The sequence below is a fragment of the Shewanella sedimentimangrovi genome, assembly GCF_017354965.1.
GTDB lineage: Bacteria > Pseudomonadota > Gammaproteobacteria > Enterobacterales > Shewanellaceae > Shewanella > Shewanella cyperi.
Genome location: NZ_CP071502.1, coordinates 2,713,140 through 2,730,809, shown reverse-complemented (window position 1 = coordinate 2,730,809; position 17,670 = coordinate 2,713,140). Strand labels below are relative to the sequence as shown.

At 38.8% G+C, this 17,670-nt stretch carries 15 protein-coding genes; all 15 read left to right on the top strand.

Annotation, left to right across the window (positions count from 1 at the left end; translation table 11 throughout):
• Nucleotides 1-225: 225 nt before the first annotated feature.
• The 15 genes from JYB85_RS11875 (at nucleotide 226) to JYB85_RS11805 (ending at nucleotide 17,591) form a co-directional block, all read left to right on the top strand.
• Nucleotides 226-1,422, top strand: a complete 1,197-nt coding sequence (locus JYB85_RS11875) for a lipopolysaccharide biosynthesis protein (protein ID WP_207379472.1) — start codon at nucleotides 226-228, stop codon at nucleotides 1,420-1,422.
• Nucleotides 1,419-2,027 carry an acyltransferase gene (locus JYB85_RS11870; protein ID WP_207379471.1) on the top strand — a complete coding sequence of 203 codons (609 nt, stop codon included), beginning with the start codon at nucleotides 1,419-1,421 and terminating at the stop codon, nucleotides 2,025-2,027. Before JYB85_RS11875 ends, JYB85_RS11870 begins: the two co-directional genes overlap by 4 nt.
• Nucleotides 2,024-2,635 (top strand): imidazole glycerol phosphate synthase subunit HisH, encoded by a 612-nt coding sequence (hisH, locus tag JYB85_RS11865; RefSeq protein ID WP_207379470.1) that lies wholly within the window; start codon nucleotides 2,024-2,026, stop codon nucleotides 2,633-2,635. The genes JYB85_RS11870 and hisH overlap by 4 nt, the downstream gene beginning before the upstream one ends.
• Nucleotides 2,635-3,399 carry a HisA/HisF-related TIM barrel protein gene (locus tag JYB85_RS11860; RefSeq protein ID WP_207379469.1) on the top strand — a complete coding sequence of 255 codons (765 nt, stop codon included), beginning with the start codon at nucleotides 2,635-2,637 and terminating at the stop codon, nucleotides 3,397-3,399. Before hisH ends, JYB85_RS11860 begins: the two co-directional genes overlap by 1 nt.
• A gap of 16 nt (nucleotides 3,400-3,415) precedes the next feature.
• A complete protein-coding gene (locus JYB85_RS11855) occupies nucleotides 3,416-4,480 on the top strand; it encodes an N-acetyl sugar amidotransferase (RefSeq protein WP_207379468.1) in 1,065 nt (354 codons plus the stop codon).
• Nucleotides 4,468-5,589, top strand: coding sequence for a glycosyltransferase (locus JYB85_RS11850; protein WP_207379467.1), 1,122 nt, complete (start codon nucleotides 4,468-4,470; stop codon nucleotides 5,587-5,589). The genes JYB85_RS11855 and JYB85_RS11850 overlap by 13 nt, the downstream gene beginning before the upstream one ends.
• Nucleotides 5,590-6,969, top strand: coding sequence for an oligosaccharide repeat unit polymerase (locus JYB85_RS11845; protein WP_207379466.1), 1,380 nt, complete (start codon nucleotides 5,590-5,592; stop codon nucleotides 6,967-6,969).
• A 146-nt stretch (nucleotides 6,970-7,115) separates the two neighbouring features.
• Nucleotides 7,116-8,246: a glycosyltransferase family 4 protein gene (locus JYB85_RS11840; RefSeq protein ID WP_207379465.1), complete on the top strand. Its 1,131-nt coding sequence runs from the start codon at nucleotides 7,116-7,118 to the stop codon at nucleotides 8,244-8,246.
• Nucleotides 8,247-8,261: 15 nt separating this feature from the next.
• Nucleotides 8,262-9,281 (top strand): acyltransferase family protein, encoded by a 1,020-nt coding sequence (locus tag JYB85_RS19075; RefSeq protein WP_207379464.1) that lies wholly within the window; start codon nucleotides 8,262-8,264, stop codon nucleotides 9,279-9,281.
• Between the two features lie 274 nt (nucleotides 9,282-9,555).
• The gene (locus JYB85_RS11830; protein WP_207379463.1) at nucleotides 9,556-10,464 is read left to right on the top strand and encodes an NAD-dependent epimerase/dehydratase family protein; all 909 of its coding nucleotides are present in this window, start codon (nucleotides 9,556-9,558) and stop codon (nucleotides 10,462-10,464) included.
• Nucleotides 10,465-10,480: 16 nt separating this feature from the next.
• A complete protein-coding gene (locus JYB85_RS11825) occupies nucleotides 10,481-11,032 on the top strand; it encodes a sugar transferase (RefSeq protein WP_207379462.1) in 552 nt (183 codons plus the stop codon).
• A gap of 38 nt (nucleotides 11,033-11,070) precedes the next feature.
• Nucleotides 11,071-13,026 (top strand): polysaccharide biosynthesis protein, encoded by a 1,956-nt coding sequence (locus tag JYB85_RS11820; RefSeq protein WP_207379461.1) that lies wholly within the window; start codon nucleotides 11,071-11,073, stop codon nucleotides 13,024-13,026.
• Between the two features lie 937 nt (nucleotides 13,027-13,963).
• Entirely contained in the window at nucleotides 13,964-14,854 is an 891-nt protein-coding gene (gene rfbD / locus JYB85_RS11815; protein ID WP_207379460.1) for a dTDP-4-dehydrorhamnose reductase, read from the top strand.
• 493 nt (nucleotides 14,855-15,347) lie between these two features.
• Nucleotides 15,348-16,514 carry a nucleotide sugar dehydrogenase gene (locus JYB85_RS11810; RefSeq protein ID WP_207379459.1) on the top strand — a complete coding sequence of 389 codons (1,167 nt, stop codon included), beginning with the start codon at nucleotides 15,348-15,350 and terminating at the stop codon, nucleotides 16,512-16,514.
• Between the two features lie 66 nt (nucleotides 16,515-16,580).
• Nucleotides 16,581-17,591, top strand: coding sequence for an NAD-dependent epimerase (locus JYB85_RS11805; protein ID WP_207379458.1), 1,011 nt, complete (start codon nucleotides 16,581-16,583; stop codon nucleotides 17,589-17,591).
• Nucleotides 17,592-17,670 lie beyond the last annotated feature (79 nt).

Sequence of the window (17,670 nt, the reverse complement as noted above, 5' to 3'; positions counted from 1 at the left end):
AATAGGTAAAGTTTTTATTTTCGAATATGAAAACGAAAGCTTAACTTTAAAGTGTAGAATTCTTTCTAATATTTATAAGCTTAAACGATATTTCATAGCTTATGAAAAGCAATAGAAGGTTTGAAAACAAATACATAAGGCTTAAGAAGAGTCGTTAATGATATTAAAGGTAAGAATCACTGTATCGGCTGCTAGTATGTTATTTGAGTTATATGGGGATATGTTTTGTTAAAAAATGTCTTAAAAGTCTTGTCGGGAGGAGTTTTAGCTCAAGCGCTAAATTTTTTTTCATTCCCTATTATAGCTAGTTGGTATGGGCCTGCCACATTTGGAGATTATGCAATATTTGCTTTTTTTATTGCATTCATGCCTATGCTAATGACACTCAGAATGGAAATGGCCTTAATGCAGGATCCAGATGAATCAGAGAAAAACTCTTTGATACTACTATCATTGATAAACAGTGTATCGATATTCATTTTGGGTTTGCTAGCAAGCCAATTTTTCTCTGAGAAAATTAAAATAGAGATAATATTAGTTACTTTTACCTCTTTGCTGATTGCAATTCAAAATATGGCAATTTCGATAGCTAACCTGAAGGAGCGGTATTGGGTAATAGCAATTTCTAGGATTTTATTTCCTATTTTTTTCTTATTAATTATTTGGCTTGCAAAAGATCATTCTGTACTTTTTCCGCTCGCAACTTCTCATATGCTTTCAACAATGTTTGTTTTAGGATTTATATTAAAAGCTTCTGAATATAAAGTTAAACTTACAAGTCTAACACAGATGCCTGTGGTACTGAAAAAATATGAAAATTATGTTAAGTTTGATCTTCCATCAGGAGCATTAAATGCCAGCGCATTACTTTTGCCAGCATACTTAATTGGAATGTTTTTTGATGAAAAATCCTCTGGTCTATATTTTTTAGCTTTCAAACTTATTTTGTCACCGTTAGGCACTTTAACAATGGCTGTAGGTTATGTTTATCGTAGAGAGGCTGTGAAGGAATACAAAGAAAATAAAGTCTTTTTCAAAAGCACTCAAAAGATGTTTTTGTTTCTATTCTTACTCGCTGTAATGATGTTGCTTGCATATTATTTTATGGGTCCAACTGTATTTGGAATTTTCTTCAAAGAAGATTGGTTAGCAGCTTTACCGATTATATCAGTATTGATGCCTATGTTCGCATTAAAGCTAGTTGCATCACCATTGAGCTTTTCTTTCTATATTGTTGATAAACTCAAATTAGATCTTTATGGTCAACTGCTTTTCATTGTCTCTAGTGTTTTAGCTATATATATCGGCTATCTTTTGGGCGATTTCATCAAGGCCGTCTATTTTATAGCGATATCTTCTGGCTTGGTTTATCTTATTTACGCAGTAATGTCAATTCAGTTTAGTAAAGGTAAAGTAGCATGAAATATTATATATTGCAGATTTTATCAAAAATACCGGTATTAAAAATTTTGGTAGAAACGAGAAAATCACAAACGCCTGTGAGGCTACGTCACTTGTTGCAATATATCACAAAGTCTAAAGTATATTGGCCTGTGCATCATTCTAGCCTAGTCTCCTCTCCAGAAAAGATAGTAATTGGAATAGATGTAAGTCCAGGGTATATGCCAGGTTGTTACATACAAGGAGGTGGTGGAATTGTTATTGGTGACTATACACAAATATCATGCAACGTCGGGATAATATCAAGAAATCATGATGTCTTTGATATAAGCAGACACGTTGACACTGAATTTCCCAGCATAAAAATTGGTAAGTATTGTTGGATTGGGATGAATGTAACCATATTACCCGGTGTTCAGATACCTGACTATTGCGTGATTGGAGCTGGTGCTGTAGTAACAAAATCGGTACAAAAGATGGGAAGTGTTCTTGTCGGTAACCCAGCTAAAGTAATTAAGATACTTGATGTAGATAAAGTAAAGGATTTCAAATCTGAATTTGAATATGTTGGCTTTATTCCAAGTGCTTCATTTGAAAAGTATAGGAAAAGAGAGTTAAAGTTATGATCGGTGTGATAGATATCGGCATAAGTAATATTGGTTCAGTTTTGAACATGTTTAAATACGTTGGGCATGAAGCCAAGGCGATATCAAATGCTAACGAACTAGAGGAGTGTGAGAAGATTGTTCTTCCTGGTGTCGGGAGTTTTGATAAAGGTATGGCTAAATTATTTAGTTCTGGTCTTATTGATACTTTAAATAAAAGGGTTGTTGAGGACAAAGTCCCGGTATTGGGAATATGCCTTGGTATGCAACTTATGTGTTTATCTAGTGAAGAGGGAAGGTCTCCAGGATTGGGATGGATTGACGCTACTGTCAGAGATTTTAGAAAATCTGAAACTCCTCCTAAAAAAACTCCTCACATGGGGTGGAATAACGTAAACATTAAGAAATCTATAGCGTTGACCGCAGACATTGTATCAGAATCACGTTTTTACTTTGTTCATTCTTATTATGTCGATTGTAACAACAGTACTGACGCATTCCTGACAACGAACTATGGTATTGACTTTGTAAGTGCCTTTCAGGTTGAGAATATAATGGGCGTTCAATTTCACCCTGAGAAAAGTCATATATTCGGCGCGGCTATGTTTAGAAGTTTTGGGTCCATGTGATGATTAATAACCGTGTTATTGTTAATTTGCTAATTAAGAACGGAAAACTAGTAAAGACTAGGCGTTTCGGAAAAAGCCAGTATGTAGGTGACCCGATCAATGCAATTAAAATATTCAATGAAAAAGCAGTTGATGAGTTAGTTATCACTGATATGACTGCCACTGAAAATGGCATCGATTTTGATCTTGTTCATAAGATGGCCACCGAGGCTTTTATTCCTATTTGCTATAGTGGTGGTATAAAAACTGAGGAAGATGCACATAATCTGTTCAAGTTGGGTATTGAAAAAGTCTGTTTGACATCCGCCGCCGTATCAAATAAATTTTTACTAAAACAACTGGTTGAAACCTATGGTTCTCAAAGTGTTGTTGTGAACATTAATGCAAAAAAAAATATATTTGGGAAGCTAAAGGTTTTCGATGCTGAACGGAAAAAGAATACATCTCTTAGTTTGATAGAACACGTTAACTCTGTCGTAGATATCAATATCGGTGAATTAATTCTTACTGATGTAGATAGAGATGGTGAGCTTTGCGGATTAAATCTTGAATTACTACAGTATGCTAAAAGCGTTTCAATGCCGGTTGTCATTGCTGGCGGAATGAAGTCCGCACATGAGTTAGTTGATGCAAGTATGCATGGAGCGTCAGCGGTAATGGGTGGGAGTTGTTTTGTGTTTCATGGCCCGCATAGAGCAGTATTAATTAGCTACCCTTTTGGTGGAGGCTATAAAATCATGAAGGATGTTAGAAAAAATGATTGAGTGTAAAAGATGTTTGATGAATTCAAATGTGCCAGAATTTGTCATAACCGAAGACGGTTGTAATTTTTGTGATGCGATGGTTAATGCAAACAAAAGAGAATTATTGACCGATAGAGAGAGAAACAGTTTTATTGAGAGTGTTAAATTTTCTGGAAAATCTAAACCCTACGATTGCATAATTGGTCTGTCCGGCGGATTAGATAGTAGTTATGCATTACATCTTGCGGTCAATGCAGGGCTAAGACCATTAGCAGTGCATATGGATAATGGATGGAACTCTGAGCTAGCACAGAATAATATTGCAAATCTTGTAAGTGCATTGGGTGTCGATCTATACACACATGTTATCGATTGGGACGAATACCGGGAAATGATGCAATCGTTTTTTGACGCAGACGTTCTTGATATTGAACTTTTATATGATAATGCCATGCTCGCGGTTAATTACCAATTAGCCAAAAAATATAATTTAAAGTATATATTGGCGGGTACAAATAATGCTACAGAAGGTATACCAATGCCCAAAGGATGGAACTGGTATAAATATGATAAAAAAAATATCCAAAGTATTGGTTCTAAATTGGGTAATAAATTAAGTGATAAATCGTTCCCTTACATATCAACATTGGACAGGGTTATATTCAGACAATTTTACAAGATCAACTGGGTTTCTTTTCTAGACTATTTTCAATATAACAAAGAAACTGCTAAAGAATTGCTCGTTGAGAACTATAAATATAAGCCATACCCATATAAACATTATGAATCCGTTTTCACGCGCTTTTACCAAGGTTATATTCTGCCAGAAAAATTTAAAGTTGATAAAAGGTTGCCTCATTTAAGTGCATTGGTAGTGAATGGTCAAATTAGCAGAGCTGAAGGGATTGAGCTATTGAAAACATCTCCTTATCCAAGCGAGAGAGAACTGCAACTTGATAAGGATTATTTTCTAAAAAAAATGGGTTGGAATGAGAAACATCTAGAGGAATACTTGAAAAGGCCTGAAGTGAGTCATAATGCATATGACTCAGAGGTTCCTTTCAATCAACTTATTGGTAGAATTAAATCGTGGATTCGATAATCAACAAAACCGCTTTCTTTGTTATATCTAAGGGAAAGCCAGGTGGTGCCGAACGCAGATATTATTATTTGTACGAATATTACCTTAGTAAAGGTAAGGTTCCACTATTAATAACAAATACTGAACTATTTGATAGTTTGTCAGTAGACGGATTGTTGGATACGAATGTTTTCAATATGAACCTTAAGGGGAGCAGATTTATAGCTCCTTTTAAGTTTATTTTTAGTTCACTTCTGTACATAAGAAAAAACAATGTTAAACATGTTCATTTTTGTGTTAATCCATCAATTTACTCTTTTTTGATGGTTAGAACGCTTAAAATATTAGGTTGTACAACTAGTGTATCAATAGTCAACTCTATAATTCGTGGCAATTCAGACCTGTCTGTGCTTAATAAGTTCTTCTGGGAAAAAACCATACAGTCGGTTGATATTATTGATGCACTTTCACCATCCATAGCAACTAATATGACCAACATTTTTGGTATTGAAAAGTTTCGGAAAAAGAAAATGTCTATTTCGCCATGTTCATTTTCTAGGATTGCCGATTTAATAAGTGATGATGAACGAAATCGCATAAATTTCCATAGTAGGCCATATGATTTTGTTTTTGCATCAAGGTTAATTGAAGGAAAAGGATTGGAGCTTCTTTTAGATGCTTTAATATTATGTGATTCAGAAGGTCATAGTTTCACTGTATTGATTTGTGGTAATGGCCCATTAGAATCCAAAGTAAAGACTATAAAATTAAAAAATATTAAGTTAGTATACCTCGGTTATATAAAGGATATTTATGAAGTTCTATTGCTATCAAAAGTAGCTTTGAGTTTACAAACCTATGAGAATTATCCGTCACAGTTTTTATTAGAATCACTTGCTGCAAATTGTAATATTATTTGCACCGATGTAGGGGATACTAGATTTTTATTGAATGATGAAATCTCAGTTTTAATTGAAAACAGTGTATTAAGTTTGAAAAACGCGTTGTTAGAAATTAAATGCGATTATTCACCCAAACGTAGAAACTCTGTTTCCCGCGTGTTAAAAAAGCACTCGGTCTCGTCATTCGCCGATTATATTGAAGGGGTTGTTTTGGAGTGTCAAATATAAATGTACGGGGTTGTAAATGATTTTATGCAACTTCATTGGTTACCTTTTTTGGGGGTTGCAACATTTACGTTAATCGTAATTCTTGAGTATAAATCAACTTTAGGCATTTTTTCGCCTTCAGGATTGGCTTCTTTATATTCATTAATTAAGTTTTTTATGGAAAGTTTGCTTGTAATTAATTATGCTTCATTAGTTTCTCTTGCGGACATTTACGGGGTTTCAGAACAAGAGCACATTTCGCAAGCAATTTTGATATCGTTTTTAGTCTCTTCAGTTTCCTATGGCATTCTCTGGATTTGTTCTTATCCAATAAGAAGTTCTTATTCTCACGATATTGCTTATAAGTTTCGTCAGCGTATGCGAGTCAATCAAACATTAATTAAAGATGGATGGACAATATCTAAAACATCATTTGGATATTTAATTCTGTTTAATTTTGGTTTGATTTTTTTGCTAATTGTTTTTCAGAGTGCTGGAGGGATATCTAATTATGTAAGTAGTTTCTCTAGCCGTACCGAAATGCTTGCAGGTTATGGTGCTTTAGTTAAATTTTGTACGCTTTTTATTCAGTTGGCCACTCTGTATTTTTTTGCGAATAGATATAAGCTATCACCCAAATTTTCTTATTTTATAGTGCTATTTGGAATGTTGACGTTGTTCTCCTTGGGGGGGCGTACAGCTCCTATATTTTTGCTTTTTACTTGTCTGATATATGTTCATTTTTATCATCAAAAATTTTCAATTAGCTTAAAGCTTCTGGTTTTCATATCAGTTCTTTTTGTTGGTGCCTTATTTATTAGCCTTTTGAGGTTTGGGAATTATGAAAGCATTATTGAAATGGAACTATCTGAGATACCTTTCAGTATATGGTTTAGTGTCATTGGTGCATACTTCAGTTATATCATCCGAGATTCGGTAATTATTTCTTATTTTTCAGAAAATGATTTTTGGTATGGCGCTGGTTTGGTGTCTTTCTTGTTGGCATTTTTTCCTAGAGGTATCTATCCCGAAAAGCCCGTAGTGGATAATGGTGTCTACGTCATTGCAATGTCTGATGGGCAACGGGTAACCCCTCCGATGGTTCCAGCAGACCTACCACACTATGGATGGCCTGAGTCTTACATGTCAGGCTATATGGAGGCCGGTTGGATAGGTTTACTTCTAGGAGTATTTTTATCTTGTTATTTAGTCTATTTTATTTTTCTAAGGTTAGTGAAAAGTGATTTTAAAATAGAATGGGTTTTCCTTTACAGTTTTTTTATCTTTAGGCAACCATTATACTTAACGAGTATTGATTTGTTTAATATTGTTTTTCATACTATTTTTGTGCTAGGGGTTGGGTTTGTTATTCGAACTAAATTTGTTTATAAGAAAAGCTAGTTTTTTTCAAAGAATAACGATCGTTCTACATTGATATATCTTATAAATGCAGATTTCAAATTTTATCCCAATATAGTTTCAAAGCATATGTAGAATAAGAGCCATGAATAATACACCCTATTTGCAGTAGGGAGCGGAGTTATAAATTGACAAAGATAATTTTTTCACACGCCTTAGTTTTTAAGTTAACACAGAGTGGCAGAATACTTACTCCTGGTGGAATTGATAATAACTATCTAAGGAGATTTTTTGACGCAGGATTTGATGACATTTATTTGCTCTCTCGTTCTTCAGTTTCGGATGTTGAAGATGTTGAAGGTTATAGAGAGTTGGAGAATGTTAATTCTTTCTTTTTAAGTAAGTACACAGGCGGTTATAAATTTCTTTTTTCTTATTCCTTTTATAGGGATCTTTATAAACTGCTAAAAAATGATTCATTATTGATAATTAATTATCCGAGCAGTACCGGGTTGTTTTTGATTTTATTTGCATATTTATTTAAGCTTCCTTATGTCGTTGAAGTTGCATCTGATTCTGATCAGTATAAAGAAAAAAGGTTTGGTATAGTTGTTGATGTGGTTTCCAATTTGCTCGGCAAAATTTGCATACCTAGGGCAGTCGGGGCATTGTATGTGGCGCAGTTTCTAAAGGATAAATGGAATTGTAATAATGGTGACATTGTCAGTAATGTGCACATTGAAAATATAAGTAGTGCAAAATTATTTGAACCTAAAGATGGAAAATATGTTGTTACCACTGTCGGTGCGATTTCATATAGAAAAGGTATCGATGTTATTGTAGATGAATTTGAAGATTTATCTTTTAGTCATAAAATCGAACTAAATATTATAGGTCCCGTAATCGATGAGGGGTTGAAACAGAGAATTGATAACTTAAAAATTCATAATGTTGACATCATATGTCACGGAATCTTGAAAAGAGACGAGGTCATTAGCATATTGGACCATACAGACCTATATATTCAAGCTAGTCGTTCTGAAGGGCTTCCAAGGTCTGTTATTGAGGCAATGTCTAGAGGCGTGCCAGTAGTTAGTAGTAATTTGCCAGGATTAAAGGGCATTGTCGATGAACAATTTCAGTTTAGATTGAATCAATCGGGAAGTCTTAAAAAGATAGTGAGTGAAGTACTCTCGTCTAGGGAAATATTAAGTAAAATGTCTGTTTCTTCAATTAGAGTCGCAAGTGGGTTTCATATTGACTTTACCAGATTGAAAAGAAAACAGTTTTATTCAAACTGTAAAAATCTTATACAATGATAGTGTGAGGCGGTAATGATAAATAGAGAGAACTCGAATAACTTCGACTTAACAAGAAATGTACTTTCATTTCTTGTTTTCTTTACCCACTGGAACATCCTAACTAATGGTGGTTATGACTTCTTTTTGTTTCACCTCAGTGGCTTGGCAATAGATTTGTTTTTTATTGTTAGCGGTTTTTTAATTTGGTGGAGCTATAAGTCAGACAATAACATTATCAATTTTTATTTGAAACGATTTTTCAGAATTTTTCCTCTTTATTTTTTCTTGATACTGCTACAAACATTATTTTTTGCGTTTTATTCAAATGGTTCTATTTATGATTTGCATAAATATTTTTTATCAAACATATTATTTTTGAATTTTATATCCCCAACGGTTGGTGATTTACTTAGTGGCTTGGAAGTTAACGCGATTAATGGAAGTTTATGGACGCTTAAGAATGAAGTAATTTTTTATGTATTAGTTCCATTGCTTTTTAAACTATACGAAAAGTATGGACTTAAGTTTTTATGTTTAATTTATAGCTTTTCTATATTATATATTATTTACTTTCATTTGCTTAATAATGAGAGGATGTTATTTCAGTTTCCTGCGCAAATTAGGCTTTTCTTGTCTGGCATATTAGCATATATTTATTTCGATAGAATTGGAAGATTTAGTCAGTATAAAGTTGTGACCTTAAGTCTGATTCTTGTAATTTTGTTCCGAGAGAATGTTTATTTCAGATTTACTGTCTACCCTCTATTTTTGAGTGTAATTCTTATTTACTTTGTCTACTATGTAAAAACATACGTTATAAAGTTTGATTTCTCTTATAGTTTTTATATTATCCATTTTCCGTTAATACAGTTAGCAATTTTGTTCGATCTTAATCCATCTAATCCATTCCTGTCATTAGTGTTATTGTTTTCTTTAACGGTTCTACTTTCTTATTTGTCTGAGTTGTATATTGAGAAACGTTTCGTTATTGTTGGTAGAGAGATTATAAAGCGAAGAAAAAACGCAGATTTATTGAGGCTCAAAAGTCGGTGATTTTTGTTTTATAAAGATTTTTATTTTTCACAAGTAGTAAGTTTATGGTGTGGTTTTTTGAATGATTATATATTAGTTTTGTTTGTAAAATGACTAATCATTCGGACTGGATTTGTTAATTTCTGAGTTTTGCGTTTCAATTTATTAAGTTAAAACTCAGTGGGAGTTTAAGGCCTGTTGGTTGATAGTCGGTGAAAGTTCTTATGTCATAGATTGTCGTAGTTCTTACATTGAACTTTAATTCGAATTATTTGGTTAATTACAAGAGTTTTTTATGAAAGTATTATTAACTGGCGCTTCAGGATTTATAGGTCAACACGTTAGTTCTCCGGAAATTAAGTTTAGGCGTGTTATAAGAGGCCAGAAAAATAAGTTCCATAGAGATGATTTTTTTTATATTGATAAGCTGGATAATTTAACGTCTTGGGATGGTGCATTTACAAACATCGATGCAATTATTCACTTGGCGGGAGTTGCGCACTCTAAAACTACCAATTTACAAGATTACCAATCTATAAATGTAGATGGTACGCTTCACCTAGCAAATGAGGCTGCGAAGGCAGGTGTTAAACGGTTCATTTTTGTTAGCTCGATTGGTGTAAATGGTACGTTTACTAGAGGTTCTCCGTTTTTATCAACATCCAAGCCAAGCCCTCATAATGAATATACCCAATCTAAATATTTGGCAGAGTTAGGTTTAGAAAAAATTGCCTCTAAAACGAAAATGGAATTGGTTGTCATTAGACCTACCTTAGTCTACGGTCCTCAGGCCCCCGGTAGTTTTGGTATGTTGTCTCGTTTGGTTAGCCAAATTCGTGTTTTACCGTTTAGTCTTGTTGAAAATAGGCGTGATTTTATATCTGTGCAGAATTTGGTCGATCTGTTGATTACTTGTGTGAAACATCCTAACGCAGCCGGTCATATTTTTCTTGCTTCAGAGGGAGAGACTGTTTCGATAAAGCAGTTTACAAATGCTATTGCAAAAGGAAAAGGCCACAAATTAATTCAGCTGCCGCTTTTCATTTGGCTGATACGCTTAATCGGTACAGTCGTTGGCAAATCAAAAATGGTTGAGCAATTAATTGGTGATTTAGAAGTGGACTCGTCTAATTTAAAAGATATATTAGATTGGACTCCACCTTATACAATGGAAGAGTCAATGGCTTTTCTTAAAGATGATTAAAAAGAGTATTTTATATATGATCCGTTTGATTGATATCGTTTCAGCCTTTTTGGGATTACTTTTTTTGTGGCCTGTATTACTCGTCGTCACTATAATCGGTTTTTTTGACACTGGTTCGCCAATTTTTGTGCAGCAAAGAGTCGGGAGGCATAAGAAACCGTTTAAGCTCGTTAAGTTTCGCACAATGTCGGTTGACACACAGTCTGTTGCCTCGCATCTTGCTAGTGCAAGTTCAATCACTAAACTTGGTGCGTTTTTACGTAAAACTAAGATTGATGAACTACCACAACTCTGGAATGTGCTTAAAGGCGAAATGAGTTTGGTTGGTCCGCGCCCAAACTTATTCAACCAGTTCGAACTGATTGCAGAGCGCGATACGTTGAGGGTTTATGAGGTGCGTCCTGGTATTACCGGATTGGCACAAGTTTCCGACATTGACATGTCAACACCTAAATTACTAGCTGAAACGGATGCTAGAATGATAGCTGATATGTCATTAAAAACATATTTCAAATACATTATTAAGACTGTTTCAGGAAGTGGGCAGGGTGATCGAGTAAAGTATTAAATCTAGTCTGTCTTTATTTGTTTTGATAGGGATTGCAAATGAAACTTTTTCAGTTTTTATTCTCACTTAAGCGGGCGCATAAACGTATTGTTAGCGTTGCAGTCGATTCATTTTTTTTAGTCATGTCATTTTGGTTGGCTTTAATCGTAAGACTAGACTCGGTTAATGTGGTTCTTAACAGTCAGTTTTGGCTTTTGATTGCGCTGGTCTGCCCGATGAGCATCATTGCTTTTATCAAGCTTGGGCTTTATCGAGCGGTGTTGCGATACCTTGGGACCCAAGCGATGACGGCAATTGTGGTTGGGGTTGCTGTAAGTACTCTGGCTATGGTGTGTGTGGCTTATTTTTTGTCGGTTGACCTGCCTCGTACAGTGCCGGTAATTTATGCATCTTTTGCCTTGATACTCGTCGGTGGGGCGAGAGCTATGATGCGTTCTATGGTGGGTAATGGTATAAGTCGCCGAGGGGAACCGGTCATCATTTATGGCGCTGGCGTGAGTGGCAGGCAAACAGCGATGGCTCTTTCACAAAGTCACGAATACCATCCATTAGCTTTCGTAGATGATGATGAAACCCTGCATGGCACAGTAATTCAAGGTCTGCATGTTCATTCGCCTTCGATAATTCGTAAGCTGATTAAGCAAAAGCAGGCTACAAGGGTACTGCTTGCTATGCCAAGTGCAAGCAGGGCAAGGCGTCAACATATTTTACAAGCACTTGAGGTTTTAGCGGTTAAAGTAATGACTTTGCCAGCCATGGCCGATTTGGTCAGCGGCAATAAGTTGTTCAGTGATGTAAAGGAAGTTGAGATTGAGGATTTACTCGGACGGGACTCGGTAACGCCACGTTCGGATTTGATGGCATCGAATATTACCGGAAAAGTCGTAATGGTGACTGGTGCCGGCGGTTCAATAGGATCCGAGCTTTGTCGACAAATTATTAGATTGTCTCCAGTTAAGTTAGTTTTGTTTGAACTGTCAGAATTCGGTCTTTACTCCATTGAACGCGAACTGCAGGCTATTAGAAATGAGCTCGGTCTCACTATTGATATCTTTCCTATGATGGGTTCGGTACAGCGGCAAAATCGTGTTCAGGCCGTCATGGAAGCCTTTAAGGTACAAACTGTTTATCATGCAGCAGCATATAAGCATGTGCCTTTGGTCGAGCACAATGTTGTTGAAGGAGTACGTAACAACGTTTTTGGTACGCTTTATTGTGCTCAGGCCGCGATCGCCGCCGGAGTTGACACCTTTGTGCTGATTTCGACAGATAAAGCGGTACGCCCAACTAACGTAATGGGCACAACAAAGCGAATGGCCGAATTAGTACTGCAGGCGTTATCAAAACAGCACACCTCAACCCGTTTTTGTATGGTTCGTTTCGGAAATGTGCTTGGCTCAAGCGGCTCGGTAGTGCCTTTATTCCGTAAGCAAATCGCCAACGGCGGACCGGTAACTGTAACTCATCCAGAAATTACTCGTTTTTTCATGACTATTCCAGAGGCATCCCAGCTAGTTATTCAGGCTGGCGCTATGGGTAAGGGGGGCGATGTGTTTGTTCTTGATATGGGGCAGTCAGTTAAAATTGTCGATCTTGCCCGTAAGATGATACGTTTGTCCGGATTTGAAGTGAAGGATGAGCACAATCCTGACGGTGACATAGAAATTCAATTCAGTGGTCTTCGTCCAGGCGAGAAGCTTTATGAAGAGCTGTTGATTGGCGATAACGTTGAAGGGACAGACCATGAGCGGATAATGACCGCGAACGAAGTTTGTCTCATGTGGGACGATCTTAAAATTGTGCTTGATAAGCTTGATATGGCTTGTCATGGCTTCGATCATGAGTCCATACGTGAACTTATGCTTAAGGCGCCCACCGGTTTTAATCCTACCGATGGGATTTGCGATCTCGTGTGGTTGAATCGAAAATCGTCTGACATTTTAAATGAAAATGGTAGTTCACAAACCAATAATATTGTTAATTTAAGCCGTTAAGGGGTATAGGTGTACAAATTTGCTAAATCTAGTGGCCAAATGTTTTTGGCCACTAGATTGCAGCAGTCCTAAGGGAGAAAGTCTCATCGAGTGAATAGTATCTTTTTAGGAGAAAGATCAGCATAGGGGACAGGCTGTCGGATTTATCCTCTTACCTGAGGCGTATCTAAAGGTTGATGCCGGTGTATGACAAAAACATGATTTACTAGCCTTTCTCAGTATTGATATTGGCCAGTGCCAGGGAGAACCTGATCTAGGGTCATTTCGATTTTGCTGTGCGATTGCACCGAGTTTGGTATTTCGCTTAGCTATACAACCCATATCCCAGCGTATAGTGCCATTGTGCTAGTGGATTTCTTCATAGTACCTGACAGGGAGCTTTGGTGCTTTGGAAGAATGTTTTTTATAATTAGGACTTCTCAGTCAAGCTTAAGAACGCTGTCGCCAAGACAAAAGGCACAATTGTGTTCGCATATCATGATGATGACCATGGCCAGTTTTTTGGGGGGACTGACGGTGACACGAAAGCCCCGTGCATAGAAGAAAAGCCCCCGAAGCGTCTAAATCCAATTACGCCGTCACTGGTTTTTGTCTCTGTGGTAATTATCTGGATAATTTGATAAAATAACCGTAGCTGGAGCGCCAGGAATTAATCAAACTTTTCTGCAAAAGGGGAATTGGATGTCTGTTTGCTGGGGCTCAGATTTGCTTAGTTGGTCAGTGGATTTATTAGCGGCACGCCATTTGGTGCAGATGATTGAGCTGCGCCAGGGACTCAAAATCGGTTGTTTGGGTACAATTGCCTTCCTCCACGGTTGGATAGATAACGTAACGCTGCTTAATTTGACTCTCCGATATCAACATACTGGCTATTGTGACTACCTTAATGCCATAGCTGCAGAAATTTCCGTTTCATAAGCTGATTGTTGGTATAGAAATGAAAGTGTTGATTACCGGTGGCCGTGGTCAAGTGGCGAATGCCTTGTTGCAAACGTTGCCAGAGGGATGGCAGTGCGTTGCTCCTGATCATGAGAAACTGGATATCTCAAATGCCAAGTCTGTCGCGGCCTATGTTGCCATGGAGAAACCGGACTTGGTTATCAACTGTGCCGCATACACCGCCGTGGATTTTGCCGAACAAGATGCTCAACAGTGTTATGCCGTAAATCGTGATGGGGCCGCTATTATCGCCGAGATGACTGCTGGGGCTGATGTCCCCCTCATTCACCTTTCAACTGATTATGTGTTTAATGGTCGCAAGGCTGCACCTTATACGGAGGATGATCTTCCTGCCCCTTTATCTGTGTATGGTAAAAGTAAGCTGGCGGGGGAACTGGTGGTAATGGCTATGAACCCTCGACATATAATTCTGCGGACTTCTTGGGTGTTTAGCGCCGAGGGTCACAATTTTGTCAGAACTATGCTGCGGTTGGGTAGGGCTCAGCTTGCAGGCGACGGCAACGCACTGAAAATAGTGACTGATCAAATAGGTGGCCCAACCCCGGCAAAGGATTTAGCAATGGCGATTTGGACCATTGCAGTACGTATTGCGATTGAAAATAATCAATGGGGTATCTATCACTACAGTGGTACGCCTTGTGTGAGTTGGTTTGAGTTTGCATTGCAGATTTTCAGCGTTGCTAAGTTGCAGGGCTTATTACCGGCAATACCGTTATTGCGGCCGGTCAGCAGTGCGGAATTTGGCGCCGACGCTGCACGGCCGAGAAACTCCTGTTTGAATAATAGTAAGATTCACAATACATTTTTGTTGCAGCCTTCAGATTGGCGCAAGGCGTTGCGAGATATGCTAAAGGCTTGCAAAAATTGACATTACCTATCAAATGTTCGATTACGCTGTAGCAGAGAGCTTTTTCTAGGTGATGAAACGTGAGTAGATCAAACGTAAGATTTACTCAATCCGTGAAGCAGCCAGAAGAGATCTATTTGATTACTTCGAAAGGTTTACAACAGCAAACGGAAATATGGTTCCAGTTATCAGCTATCACCGTAGTGTATGAAAACCCATACCCAAGACGGCTGGAAAGTGTCTAGTTTATTGATAGAAATTCAATCCTGAAGATGAGGACCCAATGCTCGCCATCGACTGGTCTTTGAAGGTCGGTCCGATCGTATTCGGGAAAGATTCTCAAGGCGGCAATTTTGCTACTACGGTAGAAAAAATGAACGGTTAAGTTGGTGGCTGGACAGTACGCAAAAAGGAATCATTTTGCGGCAGGTAGAGGAGGGAGTATCATCGGCTGATGTTTGCTGGTTGTGAGTTTGATTTTTACCTGTAGTTTTTAGGAGATAGGCAGATTTTTATGAAGATAGCGGTTGCGGGTACAGGTTATGTAGGTTTGTCCAATGCAGTGCTCTTGGCGCAGAATAACGAAGTTGTTGCTGTTGATATTGTTGCTGAGAAAGTTGAATTAATTAACGCGGGTAAATCACCCATCGTTGATACTGAAATTGAGCAATTTCTGGCTGAAAAACCGCTGCAATTGACTGCCACATTGGATGCAGAAGCTGCCTACCAAGACGCAGATTTTGTTGTAATTGCAACACCTACCGATTATGACCCCGCGAGCAACTATTTCAATACCAAGTCGGTCGAGGCTGTTATAGCGAAGGTTATAGAAGTGAACCCTCAGGCGGTGATGATTATCAAGTCCACTGTGCCTGTGGGTTACACCAAAACGGTGAGTGAAAGTTTTGGCAGTGGCAATATCCTCTTTTCCCCGGAGTTTTTGCGGGAAGGGCGGGCTCTCTATGACAACCTGCATCCCTCCAGAATTATTGTTGGGGAAGACTCTGAGCGGGCTCGGGTATTTGCAGGTTTGCTCCAGGCAGCAGCGGTAAAACAAGATATTCCGGTGCTATTTACAGGTAGCACAGAGGCGGAAGCTATTAAGCTGTTTGCCAATACTTACCTGGCGATGCGGGTGGCCTATTTCAATGAGCTCGACACATACGCCGAGACCCATGGCTTGGATACCAGGCAGATCATAGATGGTGTTTGCCTCGACCCTCGTATTGGTGGGCATTACAACAATCCCTCCTTTGGTTACGGCGGCTATTGCTTACCCAAGGATACCAAGCAGTTACTGGCCAATTACAACGACGTGCCCAATAACCTGATAGCCGCTATTGTGGATGCCAACACCACCCGCAAGGACTTTATCGCCGACTCTATTATTCGCAAGCAGCCAAAAGTGGTTGGGGTATATCGCCTGATTATGAAGGCCGGCTCAGATAACTTCCGCGCCTCTGCGGTTCAGGGGGTGATGAAACGCATCAAGGCCAAGGGGATTGAGATGGTGGTTTATGAGCCTGTGCTGAAGGAAGACGAGTTTTTTCGCTCAAGGGTTATCCGCGATCTCAATGAATTTAAACAAATGTGCGATGTGATTATTTCCAATCGCATGGTTGATGAACTCGCCGATGTGGCTGATAAGGTTTATACCCGGGATCTGTTCGGGCAGGATTAAACCCTGCTGGCATGAAAGAATCAATAAATGCCGCCGTTGGCGGCGTTTTACATTTGAGAGGTTGATATGAAGTATTTGGTGACAGGCGCAGCCGGTTTTATCGGTGCCCGTGTGGTTGAATTTCTCTGCCGTGATGGCCATCAGGTGGTGGGTATAGATAATCTCAACGACTATTACGAGGTCAGCCTGAAACAGGATAGGCTTGGGAAGTTGGCAGGCCATTCCAATTTTTCTTTCATGCAGATGGATCTTGCCGACAGAGAGGCTATGGCCGAGTTGTTCGCCAGGGAGCAATTCCAAAGGGTCATTCATCTCGGGGCCCAAGCCGGCGTGCGTTACTCCATTGACAATCCAATGGCCTATGCAGACTCAAACTTGGTGGGCCACCTGACCGTGCTTGAAGGCTGTCGCCGGCACAAGGTCGAACATCTGGTGTATGCCTCTTCCAGTTCCGTGTATGGGCTTAACCAAAAGCTGCCCTTTGCCACCGCAGACAGTGTTGACCATCCTATTTCGCTGTATGCGGCGACCAAGAAGGCAAACGAGCTTATGTCTCACTGCTATTCCCATTTGTATGGCTTGCCAACCACGGGCCTGAGGTTCTTTACCGTGTATGGCCCCTGGGGACGCCCCGACATGGCCCCTATGCTGTTTGCCAAGGCCATTATGGCAGGTGAGCCCATCAAGGTATTTAACCAGGGGGAGATGAGCCGTGACTTCACGTTTGTCGATGACATTGTCGAGGGTATAGTGCGGGTGGCGGATTTACCGCCGACAACCCAAGCTGACTGGACCGTGGAGCAGGGGACACCGGCAGAGAGCTCAGCCCCCTATCGGGTGCTCAATATCGGCCACGGCAGTCCGGTAAAACTGTTGGATTTCATTGAAACGCTTGAGAATGCATTGGGGCGTAAGGCCGAAAAAATATTGATGCCAATGCAGCCCGGTGATGTTAAAGCCACTTGGGCTGATACCGAAGATCTATTCAAGCTGACCGGTTACAGTCCGAAAGTTGGTATTAAAGAGGGGGTCGAGGCATTCGCCAACTGGTATGTTGAATATTATTCAAATGATTAAGCGAGAATATAGAATACTTATTAATACAATAACTGAGTAATACCACCCTAATTTAAATACTTAAAAGCACCTCTTTTAT